Consider the following 22,789-nt stretch of genomic DNA (forward strand, 5'->3'; position numbering starts at 1 on the left):
CGGGTTAATTAAGGGTCCACAAAAAACGCTAGTTTCGGATAGTTTATGCCAAGCACAGCAAGAGGGACAAACTATAACATTAATAATCTTTAAAAAAACGCGTGCAGCGCAACAGTTTCTTTGCACAAATACCCGAGCGGGGTTACAAGACAACTCATAAAGCTATTATTCTCACTTGAGGCAAATATAGGAGCCGAGCTTGAACCGTCCGTCGAAACGTACTCCAGAAGAAATGCGCCCCGTTACTTTAGAGCGTGGTATTACAAAACATGCCGAAGGCTCTTGTCTTGTGAAATTTGGTGATACCCATGTGCTGTGCACTGCCAGCTTGGAAGAGCGCATTCCGCCGTGGCTTCGTGGACGTAACTCCGGCTGGGTAACCGCAGAATACGGTATGCTTCCGCGCGCAACGCATGACCGGATGCGCCGTGAAGCAGCTTCTGGCAAGCAGTCTGGCCGCACACAAGAAATTCAGCGGTTAATTGGTCGCTCATTGCGCGCAATTGTTGACCTGGAAGCTTTAGGCGAGCGTCAGATCACCATTGACTGTGATGTTATTCAGGCAGATGGCGGTACCCGTACCGCGTCGATTACCGGTGCATGGGTTGCTCTGAACGACTGTCTGGCGTGGATGGAAGCACGTGATATGGTGAAAAAAGATGCGGTCCTGAAAGATCATATTGCTGCGATTTCCTGCGGTATCTATGAGGGCGTTCCAGTGGCCGATCTGGATTACTTGGAAGATAGCGCAGCAGAAACAGATGCCAATTTCGTCATGACAGGCAATGGCGGCATTGTTGAAATTCAAGGCACTGCAGAGGGTAAGCCTTTCTCTGAAGAAGAGTTCGCACAATTGATGAACCTTGCCAAAACCAACATTAGCAAACTGGTAGAGCTGCAAAAGCTCTCGATCCTTTAAGCTGGGATAGTGCAATGAGCCAACGCAAGTTAGAACCGGGAAAGCTGGTCTTGGCCAGCCACAACAAAGGTAAGCTGCGCGAAATAGAGGCTATGCTTGCCCCATTTGGCTATGAGGTTCTCAGTGCGGGTGATTTGAACCTACCCGAGCCAGAGGAAACCGGTACCACCTTTGAAGCCAACGCTGCCTTGAAGGCCCTTGCAGCAGCGAAAGCCACCGGATTGCCAGCTTTGGCCGATGATAGTGGCTTTTGTGTCAAAGCCCTTGCTGATGATCCGGGCATTTACTCCGCCCGCTGGGCAGGTCCAGACAAAGACTTTGCAATCGCGATGCAAAAGGTTGAGGACGGGCTGCAAGCTACCGGGGCAATAAATGCAGCTGATCGCAGCGCCTATTTTGTTGCGGTTTTGTGTGTTGCTTGGCCGGATGGCCATACCCAGTTTTATCGTGGCGAGGTTCATGGCACTGCTGTTTGGCCACCACGTGGGCTGGAAGGCTTTGGCTATGACCCTATCTTTGCACCAGAGGGTGAAACAAGAACCTTTGGTGAAATGGGCAAGGACGAAAAGCATATCTTGGCTAATGGTGAACCGCTCTCGCATCGTGCGCGGGCTTTTGCCTTATTCAAAAGCGAATGCCTCTAGGCTGTCGGCTGGGTCAAACCGAGTAGAATTATGACAACAACACCTGATGGCGGCTTTGGAATTTATGTGCATTGGCCGTTTTGCCTCGCAAAATGCCCCTATTGCGATTTTAATTCCCATGTGCGCCATCAGGCCCCTTCTCAGCTCCAGTATGCAAACGCTTTAAGGCAGGAGCTGCGTTATTTTGCCCAGTACACAAAAGGGCGTACAGTTGGCTCGGTGTTTTTTGGGGGCGGTACGCCCTCTTTGATGGAGCCGCAAACCGTTGCGGCTGTTATTGATGAAATCGCCTCTCTTTGGAACTTGCCAGCAAGTGCAGAGATTTCTATGGAAGCCAACCCGACCAGTGTTGAGGCAAATAGATTTGCAGGCTATCGCAGTGCTGGTGTCAACAGGCTTTCCGTTGGTATTCAGGCACTCGATGATGTGGAGCTAAAAAGGCTTGGTCGCCAGCATAGTGTAGCTGAAGCCATTCAGGCGGTGGATGTTGCCCGCAACACGTTTGAACGTATTTCATTTGATCTTATTTATGCAAGGCCCGAGCAAACCCATGCGGGCTGGCGGACCGAATTAAACCGTGCCCTCGATTTGGCAGCAGATCATTTGTCAATGTATCAGCTAACCATTGAAGAAGGCACCATGTTCCATAAGCTCTACGCTGCTGGAAAGCTTGAGATGCTGGATCCGGATTATGCGGCGGATATGTACGACATAACGCAGGAAGTCACTAGTGCCCGTGGTTTGCCTGCCTATGAAATATCGAATCATGCAGCACAAGGGGCGCAATGCCAGCATAATCTGGTGTATTGGCGCTATGGTGATTATGTAGGCGTTGGTCCGGGCGCACACGGGCGTATCACAATGCCCGATGGCCAAAAATGGGCAACAACCACCCATAGAATGCCTGAGGAATGGCTATTGAATGTTGAAAATGCTGGGCACTCTATCGAAGAGCAGGAACTATTAGCATCTGTAATGCAAGCAGATGAATATTTATTAATGAGTTTACGTTTAGCAGAGGGAATAGACGTCGCTCGTTATGAAGCCCTTTCGGGACGTTCTTTCAATAATAAGCGCCTGTCCAACCTCCAAGAGCTTGGTTTTATAAAGTGGGCCTCAAATAATAGGCTAAAGGTTACTGAAAAGGCCAGACCATTACTTAATGCAATTATTACTGATTTATCAATAGATTAGAAAAGTCATTTTATACGGTTTTATGACACGAAATTACTTCCCTATCATTTTTAAGCACTAATTTTTATATTACTATAAAATTGTGCAGTGCAATATTATATTAATTCTGCTACACTAAAGTCACACCTGATTAGAATAATGTTTGCCGACAAAAGTATTATCTATTGAATTATTAGTACTTCTGTCGAACTTGTGATATTTTAGATAGATGACCTATATTGTTGCATTGCAGCGAAAACCAGAATTGAATGTGATTGAATTCACCGGAGGCCAAGATGACTTTCTATCAATTATATGAGTTCAATCATGCCATGATTACGCCGATGCGGGCCGCCTGTGATATCACAAGGCTAGCACTGAAAAGCCCGTTAAACCCAGTCTCGGAAACCCAGTGGGGGCGTACGCTTGCAGCATCCTGTGAGATGGTTGAACGGGTAACAAGACGATACAGTAAACCTGAGTTTGGACTCTCTCAAACAACTGTTTCGGGCATAAAAGCAGATGTGAAAGAACAAATCGTATGGAAGAAACCGTTTTGTGAACTGATAAACTTTCAAAAAACCATCGGTACCGCCGCGAATGGTCAGAGCAAAAAGCTAACCAAAACAATTGCAGATCAGCCAAAAATTTTGGTGGTTGCGCCCATGTCTGGACACTTTGCAACTTTGTTACGTGGTACCGTTAAAGCATTATTGCCAGATCTGGATGTTTATATAACTGACTGGCAGGACGCCCGCCATGTACCGGTATCCAAAGGGCATTTTGATCTAAATGATTTCATTGATTATATCGTTGAAATGCTGGAATTTTTAGGTCCTAACACCCACATATTAGCCGTTTGCCAACCTTCTGTTCCGGTTCTGGCGGCGGTGGCGCATATGGAAGAAAATAAGAATCGTTGTTCTCCAGCAACGATGACTTTAATGGGGGGACCAATTGACACAAGAGAAGCCCCTACTGCTGTAAATGATTTGGCAGTTGAAAATGGCATCGAGTGGTTTCGTCGTAATGTTATTATGGATGTCCCATTCCCTCACAAAGGGTATATGAGGCAAGTGTATCCAGGTTTTTTACAGCTATCAGGCTTCATGAGTATGAACTTGGACCGCCACATGGTCGCACATCGCGAATTCTTCCAGCATTTGGTTGAAGGTGATGGCGAAAGCGCCGAAGCGCACCGTGAGTTTTACGATGAGTATTTGGCTGTTATGGATTTAACAGCAGAGTTTTATCTACAAACGGTTGAGCATGTATTTATCGAGCACAGCCTGCCAAAGGGAAAATTGACACACCACGGTAAGCTTATAAAGCCTGAAGCCATTACAGGTACAGCACTGTTTACAGTTGAAGGCGAGAAGGACGACATATCGGGTATTGGGCAAACTGAGGCCGCTCATAAACTATGTCAAAACCTACCCAAAGAAAGGAGTGCTCATTATTTACAACCAGGCGTCGGGCATTACGGTATCTTCAACGGCTCTAGGTATCGCTCAGAAATAGCACCACGAATAATTGATTTTATTAAATCATATCCCAATAATGCTAATTATAACAGTTAGCAAACGAATTAAAACTCTAGCACATACTAATAAAATTCATGTGCTAGAGTTATTTTATTAATAAATTAAACTAAGAAAAATATCGTGATAAATTAAATTTTCAGTAGTGACAGTAAAAATAAATACGTTTCGTCTTGAAACTGCAAATAAGCAATACCAACTGAATAGTTGTGATGTTCATGAGGGATAAAACCATGATGTGTCGTAATTATTCTGCTGGAAAATCAATGATAAGACCGGATTGGACTCCAGCAACCGTCGCCTTAATGGTGCTCGGATTCATTATTGCTTGGCCTTTGGGGCTTCTAATGCTTGCCTATATTTTGTGGGGAGATAATCTCCATGAGTTTAAGCATCATGCGCAGGCCAAATGGGATACAAGCCGTTTTAAAGAGGCAATGGAAGATATGGGGGCACCAATGCGTTCAGGTAACGTAGCATTTGATGAGTTCCGTGAAAAAGAACTCAAACGGTTGGAGGAAGAGCGCCGTAAGCTTGAAGAAATGCGCAAAGACTTTGACGACTATATGCGTGATTTGAGAATGGCAAAGGATCGCGAAGAGTTTGATCGCTTTATGTCACGTCGCAATTCACAATCGGAAGCCAACGCAGGTGATAATATCTAATCTAGTCTCATTGGTTCTTTTGAAGCCGGAAGGGGTTACTCTTCCGGCTCCTTGGCGTTTGTAGAAAGCAACGAAGCCCCTAAGTGTTGCTAGTTTCTAAAAGTTTAGTTACTACTCTGCCAATAAGAATTAATTGATTATTTCAAAGGTCCGGTACCGCATCATGCGAGCTCCCTCACAAAAACTAGTACCGGACCACATCACGATCTCCCTTGACGGTGAACAGCTTCAAATCCGCTTACGAAGAAATGCAAGGGCCAAACGTTACGTTCTGCGGTTACCTGTAAATGAGAATATTCCTACCCTCACGATTCCTAGGGGTGGGACACTGGCAACAGCCAAAGAATTTGCGCAAAAACAGTCTGCTTGGCTACAAAAAAAATTACAAAGTCAGCCCGAAATAGTTCCGTTAATACCAAATAGTGAAGTTCCTTTACGTGGTCAGTTGCATATGCTCAAGCCTTCAGGTGCACTGCGTGGAAAAGTAACAACCGGTCTTTGTGAGCATAACAAGCCACTACTGCTTGTTCCGGGAGATAGCGCAGCTTTTTCAAGGCGTGTGAAGGACTTTTTTAAGCAAGAAGCGACTGGTGATATAGAAAAAACCATTCATTATTATGGCAATAAAATGCAATGTATGCCTCGCAAGTTTTCGCTTCGAGATACAAAGTCACGCTGGGGATCTTGTTCAGCACATAAGGACCTATCGTTCTCGTGGCGCTTGATACTTGCGCCTCCGTTTGTGCTTGAATACGTTGTCGCTCATGAAATGGCGCACTTGGTTCACATGAATCATTCCGATAGCTTTTGGCAACTCTGCCATTGGCTTGAGCCGGATACAACAAATGCACAAAAATGGCTAAAGATGAATGGATCTAAACTTCACTTGATCGCTTAGATGATTGAGAGTCATTATCAATTATTTATGCAATAAAATACAATGCCTTAACAGAAAAACCTCTACTGCGATTGAAGTCCTCAGAAATTCGATGAATGAATTTAATTAATAAAGCTGCCGTGAGCTGGTATACTGAATGAATAAAGAATTTAGACACAATAACATAAAACGGGCGCATTGCATATTTAGCTAATGCAACCAATGGGTGGGTCAGCCGAGGTGGTTTCATGCTAAACTGTCATCTAATTGTTCTGTAAAGTTGTTAGACAGCTTTGCACTAGCAAAAAGCCAGATCGGTTGAGCTATATAATAATGAGCGGACATGATTAATGTTCATCAAAGAGCTGGTTGTTATGCCAGATCTAGGGAGATGATTTAAAGATGGCTGGTAATGGACGCCTTAATCCAATGGGGCTTGTAAAAAAGTTTGCGCCACATATGTTGCACACTGGTAAAGCGCCAATTTGGCTTCCACCTCGTATGCGTAGCAAAAATAAGCATGAAGTGAGCTTGGGGCGTGTCGGTTCACTTGAGGCAAAGCTGATGTCTCGCGGTAAAGAGTTAAGGCAAGCGCAACGCTTACGTTATAATGTTTTTTACAAGGAAATGTCGGCAATTGCAGATGCACATACCCAGCTAACACGCCGAGATAAAGACGCTTATGATAGAATTTGTGATCATATTCTGGTTTTTGATCACGATAATCACGTTAAAAGAAAACCGTTCACCAAAGCAGTGCCAAGAATTGTTGGCACTTACCGTGTTCTAAGGCAGGACGTTGCCGAGCAACATAATGGCTTTTATACAGCCAGTGAATACGACATTGCACCGGTGATGAAAGCCAATTCCAATCTACGCTTTATGGAACTGGGCCGCTCATGCGTACTAAAACCTTATCGCACAAAAAAAACAGTTGAGCTGTTGTGGTATGCAATTTGGCATTATGTTCTTATGCACAATGTTGATGTGATGATCGGTTGCGCATCAATTGAAGGTACAAATCCGCAAGAGTTGGCGGAGCAGTTGTCGTTTCTTCACCACTATTGTGGTGCTCCTGATGAATGGAATGTTTCAGCCCTGCCTGATCAATATGTAAATATGAATTTAATGAAAAAGGAAGAGGTAAATCAAAAGGCCGCTTTGCGGGCTCTACCTCCTCTCATAAAAGGATACCTGCGTTTAGGTGCTTATATTGGTGATGGTGCTGTGATTGATCAACAATTTGGTACTACCGATGTATTAATTATCATGCCTGTTTCACGCTTGAATTCTCGTCATATCAATTATTTCGGTTTGGATGCTAGCCGCTATTCTAGCTAGTTATTCCTTGATACTGATGGGTTAATGGATTTAGAAAAAGCCTTTCATCATAAGATGATGGGCTTTTTTTAATCTGCATACCCGAATAAATATCCGTTAACCCAAAGAGTGTTTTTAGTTAACCCCTGATCAACCTTAGTAGTGTTAGTTTACGCATAATCTTTAAAAAGGGTATTTTGTAAAATGATCAAGGGTAAATCCGGAGGCAAGCGGCAGGTTTCGCGTCAAAAGCCAAAGGTAGAGCCCTATTTTGAAGCGCCAGTTAAAGTTCCGCAAAAAACAGCGTCGCAACAAAACTCAAAGCATAATGGCCCCCGAGAACACTCAGCTTCTCAACATAAGCCGCTTTCTGCACCTAGTCATACTCAAGGAAAAGCGACCAGAGCAAAGCCTTTAGCAACACAGCGAAGCAGGCAACAGCCAAACAGCAATAATGGTGTTCAACATTCTTTAGAAAAAACGTATAGTAAACAGGTTAATTCAAAAGATACACGCAATACACCGAACCGAAAGCCACGCCCTAACGGACAGCAAAGGCCAGGTAAGCAAAAAAATATTCAAAACCCTACACCGCGCCCCAAAAAGCAAAGTAAACGCTCTCTCGCTTCCATGGAAAAACGTAGCTCTGGTTTTCTAGGAAAATGGCTGGTGAAATCATTCAGGTTCTTGGCTTATTGGGGCTTGGTCCTTGGCCTATGGGGGGGGATAACAGTTGCAGGTATTTTATTATATTACGCTGCACACCTTCCTCCAGCTTCAGAATGGGCTGTTCCGGAGCGACCACCAAATGTTCGCATCCTAACAGCAGATGGAGCGCTGCTGGCAAATCGCGGAGAAACGGGTGGCGAAGCTGTGCGTTTAGAGCAATTGCCAGCTTATTTGCCAAATGCGGTGATAGCTATTGAAGATAGGCGCTTTCGTTATCATTTTGGTGTTGATCCAATCGGATTACTAAGAGCGGCTTTTGTAAACTTTACAAGTGGAAGGACCGTCCAAGGCGGTTCAACAATTACACAACAGTTGGCAAAAAACCTGTTTTTAAAGCCCGACCGCACGATGCAAAGAAAAATGCAAGAAGTCGTTTTGGCGCTGTGGTTAGAGTACCATTACAGTAAAGACGAAATATTGGAGATGTATCTCAACAGGGTTTACCTTGGTGCTGGTGCCTATGGTGTTGATGCTGCAGCAAGGCGTTATTTTGGCAAATCAGCGCGCATGGTCAACTTAACTGAGGCGGCAACTCTGGCGGGACTATTAAAAGCACCCTCAAAATATGCACCGACTAGAAATCCTAGTCTTGCAGAAGGCAGGACACAAGTTGTTATAGCTGCCATGCATAAGGCTGGTTTTATCACTGCTGAAGAAGCAACAATAGCGCTTATTACACCAGCAGAGCTTGCGGATAAGCACAATGGCGGTTCGCTCAATTATGCAGCTGATTATGTTATGGATTTACTACCTAGTTACATAGGTAGTCTAAAAGGTGATGTCATTGTTGAAACGACAATAGACAGAGAAATGCAATATGCAGCGCAAAATGCATTGGTTTCGACACTAAATGCAGCAGGCAAAACGCACCGTGTTTCGCAAGGTGCTGTTGTTACTCTGAATAGAAGGGGTGACATACGTGCGATGGTTGGGGGCTATAGTTATGCCCGCAGTCAATTCAATCGGGTTGTATATGCCAAACGTCAACCCGGATCATCTTTTAAGCCATTTGTATTTCTAGCAGCATTGGAAAATGGTTTTCAGCCAGAAAGCGTATTGAACGACCGTCGGGTACGCTACAAAAAGTGGACACCAAAAAACTATGATGGTCGCTACCATGGTACGGTGACATTAGCACAATCACTTGCATTTTCACTGAATACGATCTCTGCCGAACTAACAAATTTTCTTGGTCCCAAAACAGTCATTCATACGGCAAGGCGACTTGGTATCACCTCGCCGCTTCGTAATAACCTTTCATTGTCATTGGGCACATCTGAAGTGACGCCATTGGAAATAGCAACGGCCTATGTTCCTTTCTCCAATGGTGGCTATGGAGTTGTTCCACACATCGTTAATCGAATTATAAGCGAAGACGGAACAGTTCTATACAAACGTCAGGGAAGCGGCAAAGGGCGCGTTATAGCAAAAAGTAACCTGAGAAATTTAAACTATATGCTGGCGCAAACAATGGTTTCGGGCACTGGAAAAAAGGCAAGACTACCAGACCGTCCGTCAGGCGGTAAAACTGGTACAAGTCAAGATTTTAAGGACGCTTGGTTCATAGGGTATACCGGATATTTAACAACCGCTGTTTGGTTGGGAAATGATAATAATAAACCCATGAAAAAGGTTACAGGGGGGAGCTTACCCGCTAAGGTTTGGCATCAAGCGATGGTAAATCAGCACAATGGACTAGCTGCAAATGCCATTCCGGGTATTGATGAATTGACGTTTGCGAGCATGCCCATGCTACCAAAACCCGGTCAAAAGGCACCATTACCCGTTGCCCAATCGAGAACCTACCCAGAGACGCATAACAATGCGACAGCTGCCATACCGCCGCAGCCATTGCCTAGCCAACATCAAAAAAGCTTTTTGCAACGCTTGTTCGGCGGGTAATAAGTAAACCAAACAGCTGGGCTTATTGGGTAACAGATAAAGAGCCTAGAAATATCTTTTCAATTTCTTTTCGTATATGGCTAGCGTCAAATGGCTTTTTTAAGAAGCCATTTCCGCCACTTGCAAAAACACTCTCTTGTGTTTCGCTCAAAATATCAGCTGATACGGCGATAATAGGTACCTGGTTTCCAGTACGGCGAATATGTTTAATTGCCTCCAAGCCATCCATCTCTGGCATATGTAAGTCCATAAGAACTAAGTCAAAGGTGCTTTCGTTTATTGCTGAAATTGCTTCGATACCACTTTGTGCTCTTTCACTTTGATGCCCCATTTTTTTAAGGAGGGCCTCGGTTAGCATCCAGTTAATTTGGTTATCTTCCGCAACAAGAACACGCAGGCGGCGATGGATTTTCTCATAATCATCAGATTTTTGCGGCAATACACTACTATAGCCACTTTCAAGAATACCCTCATTAATAATAGTGGGTTCCGTAATAGCAGCCAATTGGTCGGTACTTTCATTTAACATATTCAAGATGCTGGTTAATGAGCGCGATCTAATTGGGCGTATGAGATAAGCTGAGAAGCCGAGTTGTTTAAGCGCAGGTATTTTAGTGCGTTCTGAGGGGGGTAATAAAATAATCGTTTTCGCTATGGGGTTTTGGGAGGTGATGAAATCCTGCCACTCTCTGGCCTCTTCAAAACTGTTGTAGTCGATTAAATATACACTGCTTTGCGTGAATGATTGACACTTGTGTATAGCATTCTCAGAGCAGACTTGTGTTTGAAATCCCAAATCACGTAGTGAAAGTTCCAATAGGTTAGCTTCGAGTTGCCGCGTTGTTATGATGCAGGCAAGAGGTCCAAGCGCAGGTATAAATGCTGCATTCTTAAGGGGTTGTGAATGTGACAATGCTCTTTGTGTACAGCCGGTAAAGTCAAGCTCCTGGGGTATAACTTGTTGCATAAAACTGGCAAACAATTCTGTTTCAAGTTGTTGGCTCTCATTGCTAATTAAAGGCAAACAGAGGGTAAAGTTTGCCCCGCCATCTTCTTTCGTGAGAGCTGAAAGATCTCCCCCCATCAATTTTGCAAGACGTCTGGATATGGCCAAACCAAGCCCCGCACCACCATATTTTCGAGAAGGGCCATGGTCTAACTGTTCAAACTCAACAAATAATCGTTCGGGGTCAGTCGTTGAAAGACCTGGGCCGGTGTCTTGTAACGAAAACAAAATTCCCCGGTACTTTTCGTTTAAAGCAGCGCTACCTACTTTTAGTGCAATGCCACCCCTATCAGTGAATTTGATAGCATTCCAAATGAGGTTATGTAAGATCTGCTTAAGCCTTGCGCCATCGACTACCAGTGTTTTGGGTATTTCGGAATTTACATAGGCACCGATTTCCAGCCCTTTATCATGGGCTTTGGGTGCCATAAGCTCTACCACATCGTCAACCAAATGCCGGACTTCAATCGTTTCTGGTGTAATTTCGACACGTTCAGACTCAATCTTGGAATAATCCAAAAGCTCATCAATTAACTTGAGTAGGGTATCGCCAGAGGTATCTATTGCATCAACATAGGTGCTTTGTTCAGGCGTAAGCTGAGTGTCTTTAATTAAACCGGCCATTCCGATTATGCCGTTTAGCGGTGTACGCATCTCATGGCTGATCATTGCAAGAAAACGTGTTTTGCTCTCATTTGCATGGGTTGCCTTGTCCCTGTCTTGGCGAAGCTGGTATTCAAGCTCACGTCGTAGACTGATATCCTTTAATACGATCTGTACGATAGAAGGATTTCCGTATTCGTCTTTGATACTCAAGTCCAATCGCGAAAACCACCGCATACCAAAGCGGGTCTCCATAGCGACTTCCTTGGTAAAGTAGTCCATTTCTTGATTGGAAATATCAACTTCGTGTAATGGATGATTGCTGGCAGGGATCAATGGCAACGAGAGCATTTCACCTTGATGTGGCAAATGCTCGTCTCTAAAAATGTTGCAAGCAGCTTTGTTAATATAAAGTACCTTGCCTTTAACATCACAGCGGATAACTACCGCATCCATTTTATCAGCTTCAGCAGCTCCGAATATTTTCTCACGGTATTGCGTGCTTTGCATACTATCTTCAAACTTCACAGCACTGGTAGTTACTTCTTCAACGTCGCCTTTCGCTTCTGTTACCTTCATTGCTGTTTTGTAATGCGTTCTAACGGCAAGCCAAAGAAGTGTGAAAAGAGTAATAAGTAATCCTAAAAACAACATAGTGGTATAGCTGCTTAGCTTGTATCCAGTTTCTCGTAGAAAGAGATAAATACTTAAAGAGAGCAGGAGAGAAGTTATTGCAAATGAGATAAGTAATAAGCGATGCAATCTATTTGAAATGAAAAATATTTTTGACGGAATACACAAAACAGACCTCAAACATTAAATTATAATTGTACTTCATGATGTGAATGCGAATTTACATCCACACCAACTGCTTGCTTACTAGAACGATAGTTGATAGCTTCGGCTATGTGGTTATTTGCAATGAGTTCTTGGCAATCCAAATCCGCAAGAGTTCTGGCAACTTTCAAAATGCGGTGGTAACTCCTTGCTGACAGGTGCATTTGCTCTGCAGCATTTAGAAAAAGCTTTTGTGCTTTGTCCTCAAGTGCGCATATCTCGGTAATATCTTTGGCAGGGCACTGTGCATTCGTCGTGCAGTTGCGATTGCTTTTATACCTTTCAAGCTGTATCAGGCGTGCTTTTTGCACCCTATTAGAAACCGTTTTACTGGTTTCGCTAATGTTAGAGCGGATTAAATCACTCGCAGTTACAGCAGGAACATCAATGTGGATATCAATACGATCAAGGAAGGGGCCTGAAATTCTTGCTTGGTAATCTTGGGCGCAACGTGTGCCCCGTTTACACGTATGCCCGGGCTCGCCTGCATAGCCGCACCGGCAAGGGTTCATTGCAGCTATGATTTGGACTTGAGAAGGATAGGAGACACGATTATTTGCACGAGCGATAATAGCTTGCCCGCTTTCCATTGGTTGGCGCAAGCTATCTAAGACTTGTGGCTGGAATTCCGGCAGTTCATCAAGGAACAAAACCCCATGGTGAGCTAGCGAAACCTCCCCTGGCTTTGCTTTTATACCCCCTCCCACAAGAGCTGCCATTGATGCAGAATGGTGGGGTGAGCGAAACGGGCGATAAGGGGATAGTTGCCCCTCTTCTAACTCACCGGCGATAGAGGCGATCATAGAAACCTCTAATAGCTCCTCAGGCAAAAGCTTGGGAAGTATCCCGGGTAACCGGCTTGCAAGCAGTGATTTACCGGCACCAGGCGGTCCCACCATTAACATATTGTGTCCACCAGCAGCAGCAACTTCTAGCGCACGTTTCGCGCTTTCCTGCCCTTTGACGTCACTTAAATCTTCAATAAATCGTGGTTGAGGTGAAAGCTGTGCCTCGGGGCGCGTTAAAACCTGTTCACCTTTAAAGTGGTTCACAAGCTGGTTAAGCGAAACAGGCGCGAGGATATCCATTTCTGGGTCAGCCCAAGCGGCCTCACTACCGCTAGCAGAAGGACAAATTAAACCGGCACCAATCGAGTTTGTATATATGGCTGCTGGCAGCGCACCGTTGACAGCATTGATTTCACCATTAAGCGACAGCTCACCAATAATTACATACTGGCCAAGCACATCCGCAGGTATTACGCCCATAGCAGCCATTAAACCCAGAGCAATGGGTAAATCGTAATGCGATCCTTCTTTTGGCAAATCAGCAGGGGCTAAATTAACTGTAACGCGCTTGGCAGGGAGTGCCAACCCCGAGGCAACTAAAGCAGCGCGGACACGCTCGCGACTTTCTGTAACGGCCTTGTCTGCGAGTCCAACGAGTGTAAACTGTACCGCACCGGGGCCAATCTGCACCTGCACATCAACCCCGACACTTTCGATGCCTTGGAAAGCAACTGTTGCGACTCTAGCAAACATATCCAGCCTCTTTATAAGTTAGAGGCTAGGTTAAATTGTCATTTATCGCAATGAAACACTTGAATAATAGCGGTATTATTTGACCGGAATAACAAAGAAACCAGATAATAAGCTTACATTACTTTGCGCATTCTTGTTGTTCGATTAACTCCCAGAACTGAGTAGCAATGTCAGGACCGCCCAAACGCTTGATAGCTCTTATACCTGTTGGTGCGGTAACATTAATCTCAGTCAAGTTGCCATCAATCACATCAATACCTACGAGCATAAGGCCCTGCTCTTTCAGTGCTGGGCCAACTCTTTGACATATTTCCCGCTCGCGATCCGAAAGCTCACTGTCTTCAGCAGCGCCGCCTCGAACCATATTGGATCGTAAATCACCAGCAGCGGGCACACGGTTAATGGCGCCTGCAAATTCGCCGTTAAGCAACATGATCCTTTTATCGCCATGTTTCACATTGGGTAAGAATTTTTGAATCACCCAAGGCTCTCGGAATGTAGCTGCAAAAAAATCATAGAGAGAACCGTAGTTCAAATCATCTTCAGTCACACGAAAAACAGCAGCGCCACCATGCCCAAACAATGGCTTCATTACGATATCGCCGTGTTCTTGACGGAATAAGTCAATTTCTTTGCGGTCGTGGCTAATGAGTGTTGGCGGCATTAAATCGCTGAATTGGGTAACAAACAGCTTCTCGGGTGCATTTCTAACAGCAACCGGATTATTAATGACGCGCGTCTTACCCTCCAACTTTTCCAGCATGTGTGTTGCTGCAATATATGAAAGGTCAAAAGGTGGGTCCTGGCGCATCAGAACAACATCCATATCGGCCAAATCAACACGAATTTGATCGCCAAACTCGTAGTGATTGCCAACCTCATCTCTTACAGTGACAGGGTCCACACTCACCATGACTTGCTCGCCCCATAAAGCCAACCGCTCCGGTGTATAATGGTAAAGCTCATGCCCGCGCGCTTGCGCTTCCAACATCAGTGCAAATGCACTATCTCCTGCAATATTGATGGAAGAAATATGGTCCATCTGCACAGCAATTTTTAAAGGCATGAACAGCTCCGTCATATACACAATTGGCGGTTTCGATTTATGAGATGAACTCATATTGATCGTAGAAAGTCGATCAATAATCCTATGGCGTCAGATGTCAAAGAAATTTTTCTACTTCTTTCAAGTTGACGATGAAATGGCGGCTGCCTGAAAGCGAAAATCAGAAAAAATCAGCATCGTCTTGGAAGTAGTTTTCATATAAATAACAGCGATTTCCGCAAACAACAGCCAAATCGAACCGAATGGTTTTCATAGAAATATCATTATACTGTGACAGCCAAACTCTTGCCGCAGCGATAATCCTTTTTTGGCTGCGCTTTGTTAAAGAAATCAAACCCTCATTCACTTTTTTGCGGGCTTTGACTTCTATAAAGGAAACTGTGTCCAAATTCTCTGCAATAAGGTCAACCTCGCCAAACTTGGTTTTGTAACGCGTACCTTTTATCTGCCATCCCATATCCTGTAGTTTTTGGGCTACAAGGCTTTCAGCATTCAGTCCTTTTGTGTACGCGGCCCTCTTGGTCAGCATTCGGTAGTCTTTGTCATTTAGGGGAGCATGGTCAGCCATCTTCTCCTGTCTCTTTCATAGCAAGTGCTTTTGCATAAAGCGTTTTACGGTCAATTCCCGTTGCTTTTGCAACCTGCTTTGCAGCCGCACTAATTGGCAGTGTCTTTAAAGCCTCTTGCAACAGCATTGTCGAATCGGCTGTTGTATCTTCCTGCGCTGTGTAGGGCTCAAGCAGTATAACAATTTCTCCTCTTACCCGATCTCCCTCATACTGACCAACCAGTTCCTGTAGAGTGCAGCGCGAAATATCCTCGTATCGTTTTGTGAGCTCGCGGGTGACAGCAGCTTGGTGTTGGGGACCAAACACTTCGATCATGTCTTTTAAGGAGGCTACAAGCCGGTGGGGGCTTTCGTAAAGGACGATGGTCCCGCTAAGAGATTTCAACTCATTAAGCCGCTTTTTTCGGCCAGAACTTTTGTGCGGTAAAAACCCCCCGAAGATTACGGTATCAGATGGCAAGCCAGAGGCAACCAGCCCACATAATAACGCCGAGGCACCAGGTATAGGAAATACTTTGAGCCCCTCCTCCTGAATTGCTTGCACAAGCTTGTACCCAGGGTCAGAAATTAAGGGGGTTCCAGCATCAGAAACCAGAGCAACAGCTTTACCGGCCTTTATGGCATCAAGAATAACAGGTCTTTGCTTTTCCCCGTTATGCTCATGGTAATTAATCATACGAGAACGAATGCCATATCTTTGTAGCAACACACCAGTAATACGTGTGTCTTCGCAAGCAATAATATCGCAAGATGCGAGTGTTTCGAGTGCTCGTATTGTTATATCGCCAAGATTACCTATAGGGGTAGCTACAATATACAGACCACTTTGTTGTCTGGGTGCTGAAAACTGATGATCTTTAATAAAATAATGGTTGTCATCCTGTGAGCTTTCGATAGGCATTTCTTTATCTCTAGTCTTAAGTTTTGCACAAGCATGAGGGCGCATCACTTGTGAAATGGGTCTACCTTAGGCCCTTGATGGGTGATTTTTGACATAAAATGAGCAAAATTCCAGCCCTAGGGTGGTTTCAGGCTGTATTAACTGTTCTGTATCTGTAAAAACAGTATTGAAACGGGAAATGCCAGTACAAAACAGTACTCTATGTTCCAGTGAGTACGCAACTGCACCCGATAGTGTAAAAAGACCCTGCTATTTATACCAAGAGCAGGCACTGCCGGAATGGATGGGGTAGATATGAGCGGAATTCGCTTCGCGCTTAACAAACGAATATTTCGACAGCTGCTATCAGCTGCAATGCTTTTAATGGTTGGCTTGGTCTCTGGGTGTATGAACCCCGCTGTTTATGATGGGCCTAACTATGCACAGCAAACCATAAACCCTGTAGTCCATGGCCGTACGATTGGCGAAGGTTCAGTTCGTGTTGGCTTACTGCTGCCTCTTTCCAAGTTGGAAGCCTCGCAACAGCAAGCGCCTGTTGCTGTAGCTCAAAATGTATCAGCTTACCCCCAGCAAACAACAGGAACTCAAGCAAACGAAGTTGCTAATCTGTTTGAAAATGCTGCGAAAATGGCTCTTACGGATTTCCAGGGAGCAGATATTCAGTTTCTTGTAAAAGATACCCAAGGGACACAAGATGGCGCTGAGGCAGCAGCCAGAGCAGCTATATCTGAAGGCGCAGAACTGTTGATTGGCCCAATTTATGGCCCGGCAGTGAAAGGGGCTTCGCGCATTGCACGCAGAGCTGGTGTACCTGTGATCGGCTTTTCTTCAGATACCAATGCAGCAAGCCAAGGCACATATTTGCTAAGTTTCTTGCCTGAATCAGATGTCACACGCATCATCTCGTTTGCCCATGAGCAAGAGCGCGTTTCCTACGCAGCCATGTTGCCGAATAATTCTTATGGTGCCGTCGTTGAGGCCTCCTTCCGGCAGGCTGTTGGTAGTTTTGGTGGGCGCATAGTCACTATTGAACGGTATACACCAGGTGATGTGGATGATATCCGGGCAAAGGCAAGCAAAATTGGCAAGCTGGCCTCTCAGGTTGATGCGCTATTTATACCTGAAGGTGGTGGCGTACCGCCATTTGTAATGCAGGTACTGACAGAAAACGGTGCTTCAACAGGATCAATTAAAATCCTTGGTAGTGGTCTGTGGAATACACCAGATCTGTTAAAATCGCCTGTCATGGCTGGTAGCTGGTTCCCTGCTCCTGACGATCAAAACTTTAAACGCTTTGCGGAACGTTATCAGCAAGCCTATGGTCAGGTGCCACCGCGCAATGCTTCGCTTGCTTATGATGCAGCCATTCTTGCCGCTGGCTTGGTACGTTCGGCTGGTGCTGATCGCTTCACACCTCGTGTACTCACCAACCAAGACGGTTTTCTTGGAATTGATGGCATCTTCCGCTTCAGGCAAGATGGCATTATCCAGCGGGGCTTAGCAGTTTATGCAGTTTCCAGCAAAGGTGCTGCAAAAGTTGTATCACCGGCACCGAGAACGTTCTCAAACCACTTCTAAGCGCTCTATACCTATCTAACAAATCCCCCTAATATTAGAGTTAGGGGGATTATGCTCTCTGGAAAACAACCGAATTATCCGATAATACCTTGTTGCTAGTGGCTAATAGCTACCACCTCAACAGGGAGCAAATCATATGCTGCAGGGTAAACGTATTCTTCTTGTTATCACAGGAGGGATTGCCGCCTATAAATCGCTGGATCTGATAAGGCGTTTGAAAGAACGTGGAGCCACGATCAGAACTGTCATGACAAAAAGCGCATGCCAGTTTATCACCCCCCTGGCAGTTGAGGCCCTAAGCGCAGATAAAGTATTTATTGAGCTGTTTGACCGTGATGCGGAGCATGATGTTGGGCATATTCGCCTCTCAAGAGAAGCAGATATTGTCGTCATCGCCCCAGCAACAGCCAATATGATGGCCAAGATGGCAAATGGCATAGCTGATGATTTAGCTTCATGTATGTTACTTGCCTGCGACAAGCCAGTTTTACTTGCCCCAGCAATGAACTCGAAAATGTGGTCGCATCCGGCCACAAAACGTAATTATTTGCAATTACAAAAAGATGGGCATCACTTCATCGGGCCCAATAGCGGAGAGATGGCCGAAAAAAATGAAGCTGGTGTGGGCCGCATGGCAGAGCCGCTAGAAATAGTGGCTGCTATTGAATCTTTTTTTGTACCCAAAAAACAACCGCTAGCAGGCAAGCATGTGCTTATAACTGCGGGGCCAACACACGAGCCAATTGACCCTGTTCGCTATATCGCCAATCGCTCTTCAGGCAAGCAAGGGTATGCACTTGCTAAAGCCGCCAGAGAAGCGGGTGCTAAGGTGACACTTGTTTCCGGTCCAGTTAATTTGAAAGCACCAGAAGGCGTCACTTGTGTTTCAGTGGAAACTGCTAGCGAAATGCTCACTGCATCTGAAGCTGCTTTGCCGGTAAATATTGCTATTATGGCAGCAGCGGTGGCGGATTGGCGTACTGAAGAAAGTGGTCAGAACAAGTTAAAAAAGGATGGTACGGGTACTCTGCCATCATTTGCACTTGTTGAAAATCCCGACATCTTGCGCAATATCGCCAGCTCAACAACAAATCGACCCGAATATGTTGTTGGTTTTGCAGCAGAAACAAACGACCTCATAGCGAATGCCCAGTCAAAGCTGGTCAGAAAACAAGCGGATATGATAGTTGCGAATGATGTACGCCATGAGAACAATGTGATGGGGGGAGACGAGAACACTGTACACGTAATTACCCGTGATGAGGTGACCAGTCTGCCAAAAATGAATAAAAACGATGTAGCAGGTAATTTGATTGAAATAATTGCCAAAGCCTATGAAAAACAGTTCGGCTCCTGCTCCAACTAAAACAATTGCCGGTAAATGATGGCTAACGTCATTCAAAATCATTTACCAGCAATTATAGTTTGTGAAGAGCTTACATCTTCACAATCATATTGGCGAAGATGCCCTGACTGCGATAGTCCAGCTCGGTCATGTCTTCCGAGACATGGCCCCATTCGTAACCAATGCCGATTTTCAGATTCTTAGTAATATGCCGATAAACGCCAAGCACCGCGCCGAAGGACAAAGTTTCATCCTCTTCCGAGTACATGAGGCGGCCATCACTCATCACATCCCAGTTGTTCACCACGTGCCAGTTTAGGCGCGCGATGCCCAGATGCGCCGTGTTGCTCTTGTAATCTTGTGTGCCCCGCTGCGCCACGAGAGACTGGCGATAACCATACTTGCCGCCCAATGTGAAGTGGCTATTCAAATCATAATCCGCATCAATGGAAAACACATGACTTTTCTGTGAAGGGCCGTCTTTGTCACCGCTTGCATTCACCTGATCTTTGCTTGGTAGATCATGCAGATACGTGTATTTGAACAACACATTCAACCGCTCGTCTTCAATCGGGCGGAACGCATAACCAAGGCTCGCTTTGGCATAGTCGCCATCAGCAATCGTGCTTTGATTGTTATTGGAAAAAAGCGCATCAACACTACCGATAAAACGGCTGGCCTCTGACTGCTTGTATTCGAACCCGCTGATCAGCGCCCATGTGTCAACTGTTCCGCTGGTCCCATCCTCATACCGGTATTCCCCCTTCACGTGGGCGCTCAAAGCCTCTTCATCGGAGAAAGCGACACCAAGCGAAATCGCATCGCGGTCAAAATCACCGTTGTTACGATCGCGTACCCGGCCACTCTCTATTGCGCCGGAATAGCTCCAACGCTGTGAAGGTGTATAGGTAAGTCCGGCGGCTCTGGTTTGCGATTGCCTCTTTCCAAATAGATCAAAGGTGTTTTCAGCAAAGGCATTTGCTGCCTCCGAATAGCGATAGTTACTACCCAGAACCAGCTTACCCATATCTGTTCCAACCAGTTTGTAACTGTCCAGCGTGCGCGTCGGATCGAGTGTGTAGCCCATATAGAACTCGCGGTCTTGCGCTTGCTGGTAGTTTAGCAGCGCCGATGCGCCCAAGCCGCTGCTGCCACCCGAGACATCCCCCGAAACAAGCAGTTTTTCGCTCAAGCGCGTCTGTGCGCCAACACCAAGGCGATCAGCGCGCTCCAACCCGCCGCGGCGAAAAACTGTCGCCTGCCCAAACAGCCACAGCTTACTATCCTCATCATAAAGGCGGGTCGCACGGGCGCTTACATCCTGCCGCTCACCGGATTTGCTTGCATCTTTCAGCTTATCTGCTTTCAAATAGTTTGCAGCGCCTTCCAGATTCCACTTTTGGTTCAAGGCGTATGCAAAATCAGCGGCCACACTCTGCTTGCGCTCTCCCCCCTTTTGCCGATAGCTTTCGGCTTCAACACCCGCACTTAGGCGCTCGCTTAGCTTTGTCTGCAGCCGCCCACCAATCAGGACTTCATCTTTTTCGATGTTGCGGCTAAGCGTAGAAAAGCCAGCCTCTGCGCTTTCCATGTAGAGATTGACCAGACCACTTTGCGAGATGCCCAGCTCTTGCAAATCCAATTGGCTATCCAGCTTATAGGCCATCGCTGTACCTCGCGATTTGCTAAGCTGTTCGGTGATGCTAAGCCCGCCATCCGTAGACTGGGCAAGGCCAAATCCCGGCCCATGGCTGCCTGCCACCTCTGCGGTAATGTGGCTGACTTCACCCAGTTTGACAGTCAGGTCAGCGCCGCCCATTTTCTGGTCTGCTGCCCCGGTTGTCTCCACCATGCCAGTTGCACCAATGCGAACATTATCGCTCAGCCAGCCTTCAGCACGGGCGCCATAAGAATACCCTTCCACATCACTAAAACTGGGTGTGTACTCATAGCGTACGACCAAATTAACATCGTAGGCACCGGCGGCACCGCTGACCAACGACCCATCAGAACTGCTAGAGTTCAGCGGTTTTGCAAGCTTGATGATTCCTTGCGTATAGTTGATTTCATAGTCCGTTGAGGCGGTAAGCGGTTGTGTTGCCACTTTGCGCCCCGTATCTGGATCAACGGTTTCTATATAGACTGTTTCCGAGCCCACATTGATATCTTGATGCGAAAGGAACAGAACCGATCCCCCGGTTCCGCGCAGCACATCGGTTTGTGGTAGAGTATCGGGCTTGGCACCATAGGCGGAAATAGTGGCGCGAGGTTTTCCGCCCGCTGTTCGATCCGCGCTCTCACTGCGAAACTCCGCTCCGTAGAGGCTGCGGCTGCTATCCAGTAGCTGAGTGTTGTTGCCCGCGGTTTTGAAATCTCCCCACAGCGCTGAAGTGCCACCGCGCTCGGCCTTGACATAAACACGGCCAGAACTGGGGGTGTCGTCATAGCTGGTGCTGTCATCGCCATAGGTCGGGTAAAGGTCGTCAGATTTTAAGCGATCCAGATAGGCATCCGGGTTCTTTTCATCCAGACGCCTGAAAATCGTTTCCAGGTCTCCTTCTCCAGTGTCTGCTGAAGAAGTAATCGTCCAACCACCCTTTGTTTTGCCTTTTATGTAATAGGCAACCCGTCCTTCTGTTTTTGTTTTTTCAAAAAGTGGGTCAGCTTCGCTCGCGGTGTTTTGCAGGCTATGGGATGCTGTTACGTCGATAATACCGACGCCATGCCATTCAGACCTGGGAATTTCGACTGGTAAGGTCTTATAGCGCTGCTGGCCAGAAGAGACGTACTTTATCTCTACCTCGTAGTTGCCTGCAGGCAAATTACGACTGTAAAGGAAGTCTCCGGAAGGCTCTACAAGAACTGTTTCACCCATGATGTTGAGAGGACTATCAGGGTCTACCTGGCCGCTTACAACCAGCATTCCGCCTATAAGTGGGATGCCACGACGCCACGTCTGATCAGTTGTTGACTGTTGGTTTACTGTGTTTTCAGTGTTATTATTCGTTTTCGTTCGTGCAACTTCGTCTGATATTGAAATGGTCTGCGGTGCGGTTTCATCGTACCGACCCTCGGCATCGTACACACGTACGCTATAGCTGTACTGTGCGGAGTTGGAAGTCGGTATTTTCCACGAAGCTTCATAGTTAGCCGTAAGGGGCAATACCGCGTGTTCGCGTGTAAAAACACCATTGGGTTCTCGAATGATTACTTCGGCCCGATTAATAAATTTGGAATAATTCAGCTTTGCAGAAAAGGTAATGGTTTCACCATTGGCATAGTGAATTCGCTCATCTTCCACCGTAATTGCAAGGTACCGGTTTACTTCTGTTCCTTTGAGTTGTGTCTCAAAATGAGCGGTATCAGCCCTCGAATGCTCCTCAACATCTTGGGGAGCATTTAGGGTTTCAGTAGTTTCGAAGATAATCGAGAAATCTTGCCCACGAAGCGAAGCATGCGCCTCAAATCCGCTATAGCAAAAACTAGAGGTAATTACTGTGGTAAATATCAACTGTACTTTCGCAGTTGAGCCAAGTAAGCGATTACAAAACTTATTATTCTTATTCATTTTTAC

Annotated in this window: 16 protein-coding genes; 10 read left to right on the forward strand and 6 right to left on the reverse strand. The window is 45.9% G+C overall.

What is annotated here, in order from left to right; all coding sequences use genetic code 11:
• The first annotated feature begins 199 nt into the window (after nucleotides 1–199).
• From rph to AYK67_RS07835, 8 genes are all read left to right on the forward strand, one after another.
• Nucleotides 200–919: a ribonuclease PH gene (rph, locus tag AYK67_RS07800; RefSeq protein WP_082735705.1), complete on the forward strand. Its 720-nt coding sequence runs from the start codon at nucleotides 200–202 to the stop codon at nucleotides 917–919.
• A gap of 14 nt (nucleotides 920–933) precedes the next feature.
• Complete coding sequence (gene rdgB / locus AYK67_RS07805; RefSeq protein ID WP_068084590.1) at nucleotides 934–1,563, forward strand: RdgB/HAM1 family non-canonical purine NTP pyrophosphatase; 630 nt, start codon at nucleotides 934–936, stop codon at nucleotides 1,561–1,563.
• A 30-nt stretch (nucleotides 1,564–1,593) separates the two neighbouring features.
• Nucleotides 1,594–2,757, forward strand: a complete 1,164-nt coding sequence (gene hemW / locus AYK67_RS07810; protein WP_068084593.1) for a radical SAM family heme chaperone HemW — start codon at nucleotides 1,594–1,596, stop codon at nucleotides 2,755–2,757.
• Nucleotides 2,758–3,032: 275 nt separating this feature from the next.
• Entirely contained in the window at nucleotides 3,033–4,316 is a 1,284-nt protein-coding gene (locus AYK67_RS07815) for a polyhydroxyalkanoate depolymerase (RefSeq protein ID WP_068084596.1), read from the forward strand.
• Nucleotides 4,317–4,543: 227 nt separating this feature from the next.
• Nucleotides 4,544–4,942, forward strand: a complete 399-nt coding sequence (locus AYK67_RS07820) for a DUF2852 domain-containing protein (protein ID WP_068084599.1) — start codon at nucleotides 4,544–4,546, stop codon at nucleotides 4,940–4,942.
• A gap of 163 nt (nucleotides 4,943–5,105) precedes the next feature.
• The gene (locus tag AYK67_RS07825) at nucleotides 5,106–5,840 is read left to right on the forward strand and encodes a M48 family metallopeptidase (RefSeq protein WP_068084601.1); all 735 of its coding nucleotides are present in this window, start codon (nucleotides 5,106–5,108) and stop codon (nucleotides 5,838–5,840) included.
• A 381-nt stretch (nucleotides 5,841–6,221) separates the two neighbouring features.
• Complete coding sequence (gene olsB / locus AYK67_RS07830; protein ID WP_068084604.1) at nucleotides 6,222–7,160, forward strand: l-ornithine N(alpha)-acyltransferase; 939 nt, start codon at nucleotides 6,222–6,224, stop codon at nucleotides 7,158–7,160.
• 183 nt (nucleotides 7,161–7,343) lie between these two features.
• A complete protein-coding gene (locus AYK67_RS07835; protein WP_208976238.1) occupies nucleotides 7,344–9,770 on the forward strand; it encodes a transglycosylase domain-containing protein in 2,427 nt (808 codons plus the stop codon).
• A 22-nt stretch (nucleotides 9,771–9,792) separates the two neighbouring features.
• On the opposite strand, the gene AYK67_RS07840 is transcribed toward AYK67_RS07835, so the two are convergent.
• From AYK67_RS07840 to rsmI, 5 genes are all read right to left on the reverse strand, one after another.
• Nucleotides 9,793–12,033, reverse strand: a complete 2,241-nt coding sequence (locus tag AYK67_RS07840) for a response regulator (protein WP_068084607.1) — start codon at nucleotides 12,031–12,033, stop codon at nucleotides 9,793–9,795.
• Between the two features lie 167 nt (nucleotides 12,034–12,200).
• Nucleotides 12,201–13,757: a YifB family Mg chelatase-like AAA ATPase gene (locus AYK67_RS07845; protein ID WP_068084609.1), complete on the reverse strand. Its 1,557-nt coding sequence runs from the start codon at nucleotides 13,755–13,757 to the stop codon at nucleotides 12,201–12,203.
• 118 nt (nucleotides 13,758–13,875) lie between these two features.
• Nucleotides 13,876–14,823 carry a glutathione synthase gene (gene gshB, locus AYK67_RS07850; RefSeq protein WP_068085334.1) on the reverse strand — a complete coding sequence of 316 codons (948 nt, stop codon included), beginning with the start codon at nucleotides 14,821–14,823 and terminating at the stop codon, nucleotides 13,876–13,878.
• A 160-nt stretch (nucleotides 14,824–14,983) separates the two neighbouring features.
• Nucleotides 14,984–15,391, reverse strand: a complete 408-nt coding sequence (locus AYK67_RS07855; RefSeq protein ID WP_068084612.1) for a YraN family protein — start codon at nucleotides 15,389–15,391, stop codon at nucleotides 14,984–14,986.
• Entirely contained in the window at nucleotides 15,384–16,292 is a 909-nt protein-coding gene (gene rsmI / locus AYK67_RS07860) for a 16S rRNA (cytidine(1402)-2'-O)-methyltransferase (protein WP_082735706.1), read from the reverse strand. The genes AYK67_RS07855 and rsmI overlap by 8 nt, the downstream gene beginning before the upstream one ends.
• A 294-nt stretch (nucleotides 16,293–16,586) precedes the next feature.
• Between rsmI and AYK67_RS07865 the strand changes: the two genes are divergently transcribed.
• Together AYK67_RS07865 and coaBC are read left to right on the forward strand one after the other, a co-directional pair.
• Entirely contained in the window at nucleotides 16,587–17,870 is a 1,284-nt protein-coding gene (locus tag AYK67_RS07865; RefSeq protein ID WP_068085337.1) for a penicillin-binding protein activator, read from the forward strand.
• A gap of 136 nt (nucleotides 17,871–18,006) precedes the next feature.
• Nucleotides 18,007–19,236 carry a bifunctional phosphopantothenoylcysteine decarboxylase/phosphopantothenate--cysteine ligase CoaBC gene (coaBC, locus tag AYK67_RS07870; RefSeq protein ID WP_068084620.1) on the forward strand — a complete coding sequence of 410 codons (1,230 nt, stop codon included), beginning with the start codon at nucleotides 18,007–18,009 and terminating at the stop codon, nucleotides 19,234–19,236.
• Between the two features lie 70 nt (nucleotides 19,237–19,306).
• Here coaBC and AYK67_RS07875 read toward each other — a convergent pair whose 3' ends face one another.
• Nucleotides 19,307–22,783, reverse strand: a complete 3,477-nt coding sequence (locus AYK67_RS07875; RefSeq protein WP_068084622.1) for a hypothetical protein — start codon at nucleotides 22,781–22,783, stop codon at nucleotides 19,307–19,309.
• Nucleotides 22,784–22,789 lie beyond the last annotated feature (6 nt).

Source organism: Polycladidibacter stylochi (assembly GCF_001562055.1).
Taxonomy (GTDB): Bacteria; Pseudomonadota; Alphaproteobacteria; order Rhizobiales; family Stappiaceae; genus Pseudovibrio; species Pseudovibrio stylochi.

Excerpts from the sequence above, each read along its gene's own strand:
- AYK67_RS07855 (WP_068084612.1), bottom strand. The coding sequence starts at position 15,391 with ATGGCTGACCATGCTCCCCTAAATGACAAAGACTACCGAATGCTGACC.
- AYK67_RS07840 (WP_068084607.1), bottom strand. The coding sequence starts at position 12,033 with ATGTTGTTTTTAGGATTACTTATTACTCTTTTCACACTTCTTTGGCTT.
- rdgB (WP_068084590.1), top strand. The coding sequence starts at position 934 with ATGAGCCAACGCAAGTTAGAACCGGGAAAGCTGGTCTTGGCCAGCCAC.
- AYK67_RS07845 (WP_068084609.1), bottom strand. The coding sequence starts at position 13,757 with ATGTTTGCTAGAGTCGCAACAGTTGCTTTCCAAGGCATCGAAAGTGTC.
- gshB (WP_068085334.1), bottom strand. The coding sequence starts at position 14,823 with ATGCCTTTAAAAATTGCTGTGCAGATGGACCATATTTCTTCCATCAAT.
- AYK67_RS07835 (WP_208976238.1), top strand. The coding sequence starts at position 7,344 with ATGATCAAGGGTAAATCCGGAGGCAAGCGGCAGGTTTCGCGTCAAAAG.
- rsmI (WP_082735706.1), bottom strand. The coding sequence starts at position 16,292 with ATGCCTATCGAAAGCTCACAGGATGACAACCATTATTTTATTAAAGAT.
- AYK67_RS07865 (WP_068085337.1), top strand. The coding sequence starts at position 16,587 with ATGAGCGGAATTCGCTTCGCGCTTAACAAACGAATATTTCGACAGCTG.
- AYK67_RS07875 (WP_068084622.1), bottom strand. The coding sequence starts at position 22,783 with ATGAATAAGAATAATAAGTTTTGTAATCGCTTACTTGGCTCAACTGCG.
- AYK67_RS07820 (WP_068084599.1), top strand. The coding sequence starts at position 4,544 with ATGATAAGACCGGATTGGACTCCAGCAACCGTCGCCTTAATGGTGCTC.
- AYK67_RS07825 (WP_068084601.1), top strand. The coding sequence starts at position 5,106 with ATGCGAGCTCCCTCACAAAAACTAGTACCGGACCACATCACGATCTCC.
- coaBC (WP_068084620.1), top strand. The coding sequence starts at position 18,007 with ATGCTGCAGGGTAAACGTATTCTTCTTGTTATCACAGGAGGGATTGCC.
- olsB (WP_068084604.1), top strand. The coding sequence starts at position 6,222 with ATGGCTGGTAATGGACGCCTTAATCCAATGGGGCTTGTAAAAAAGTTT.
- AYK67_RS07815 (WP_068084596.1), top strand. The coding sequence starts at position 3,033 with ATGACTTTCTATCAATTATATGAGTTCAATCATGCCATGATTACGCCG.
- hemW (WP_068084593.1), top strand. The coding sequence starts at position 1,594 with ATGACAACAACACCTGATGGCGGCTTTGGAATTTATGTGCATTGGCCG.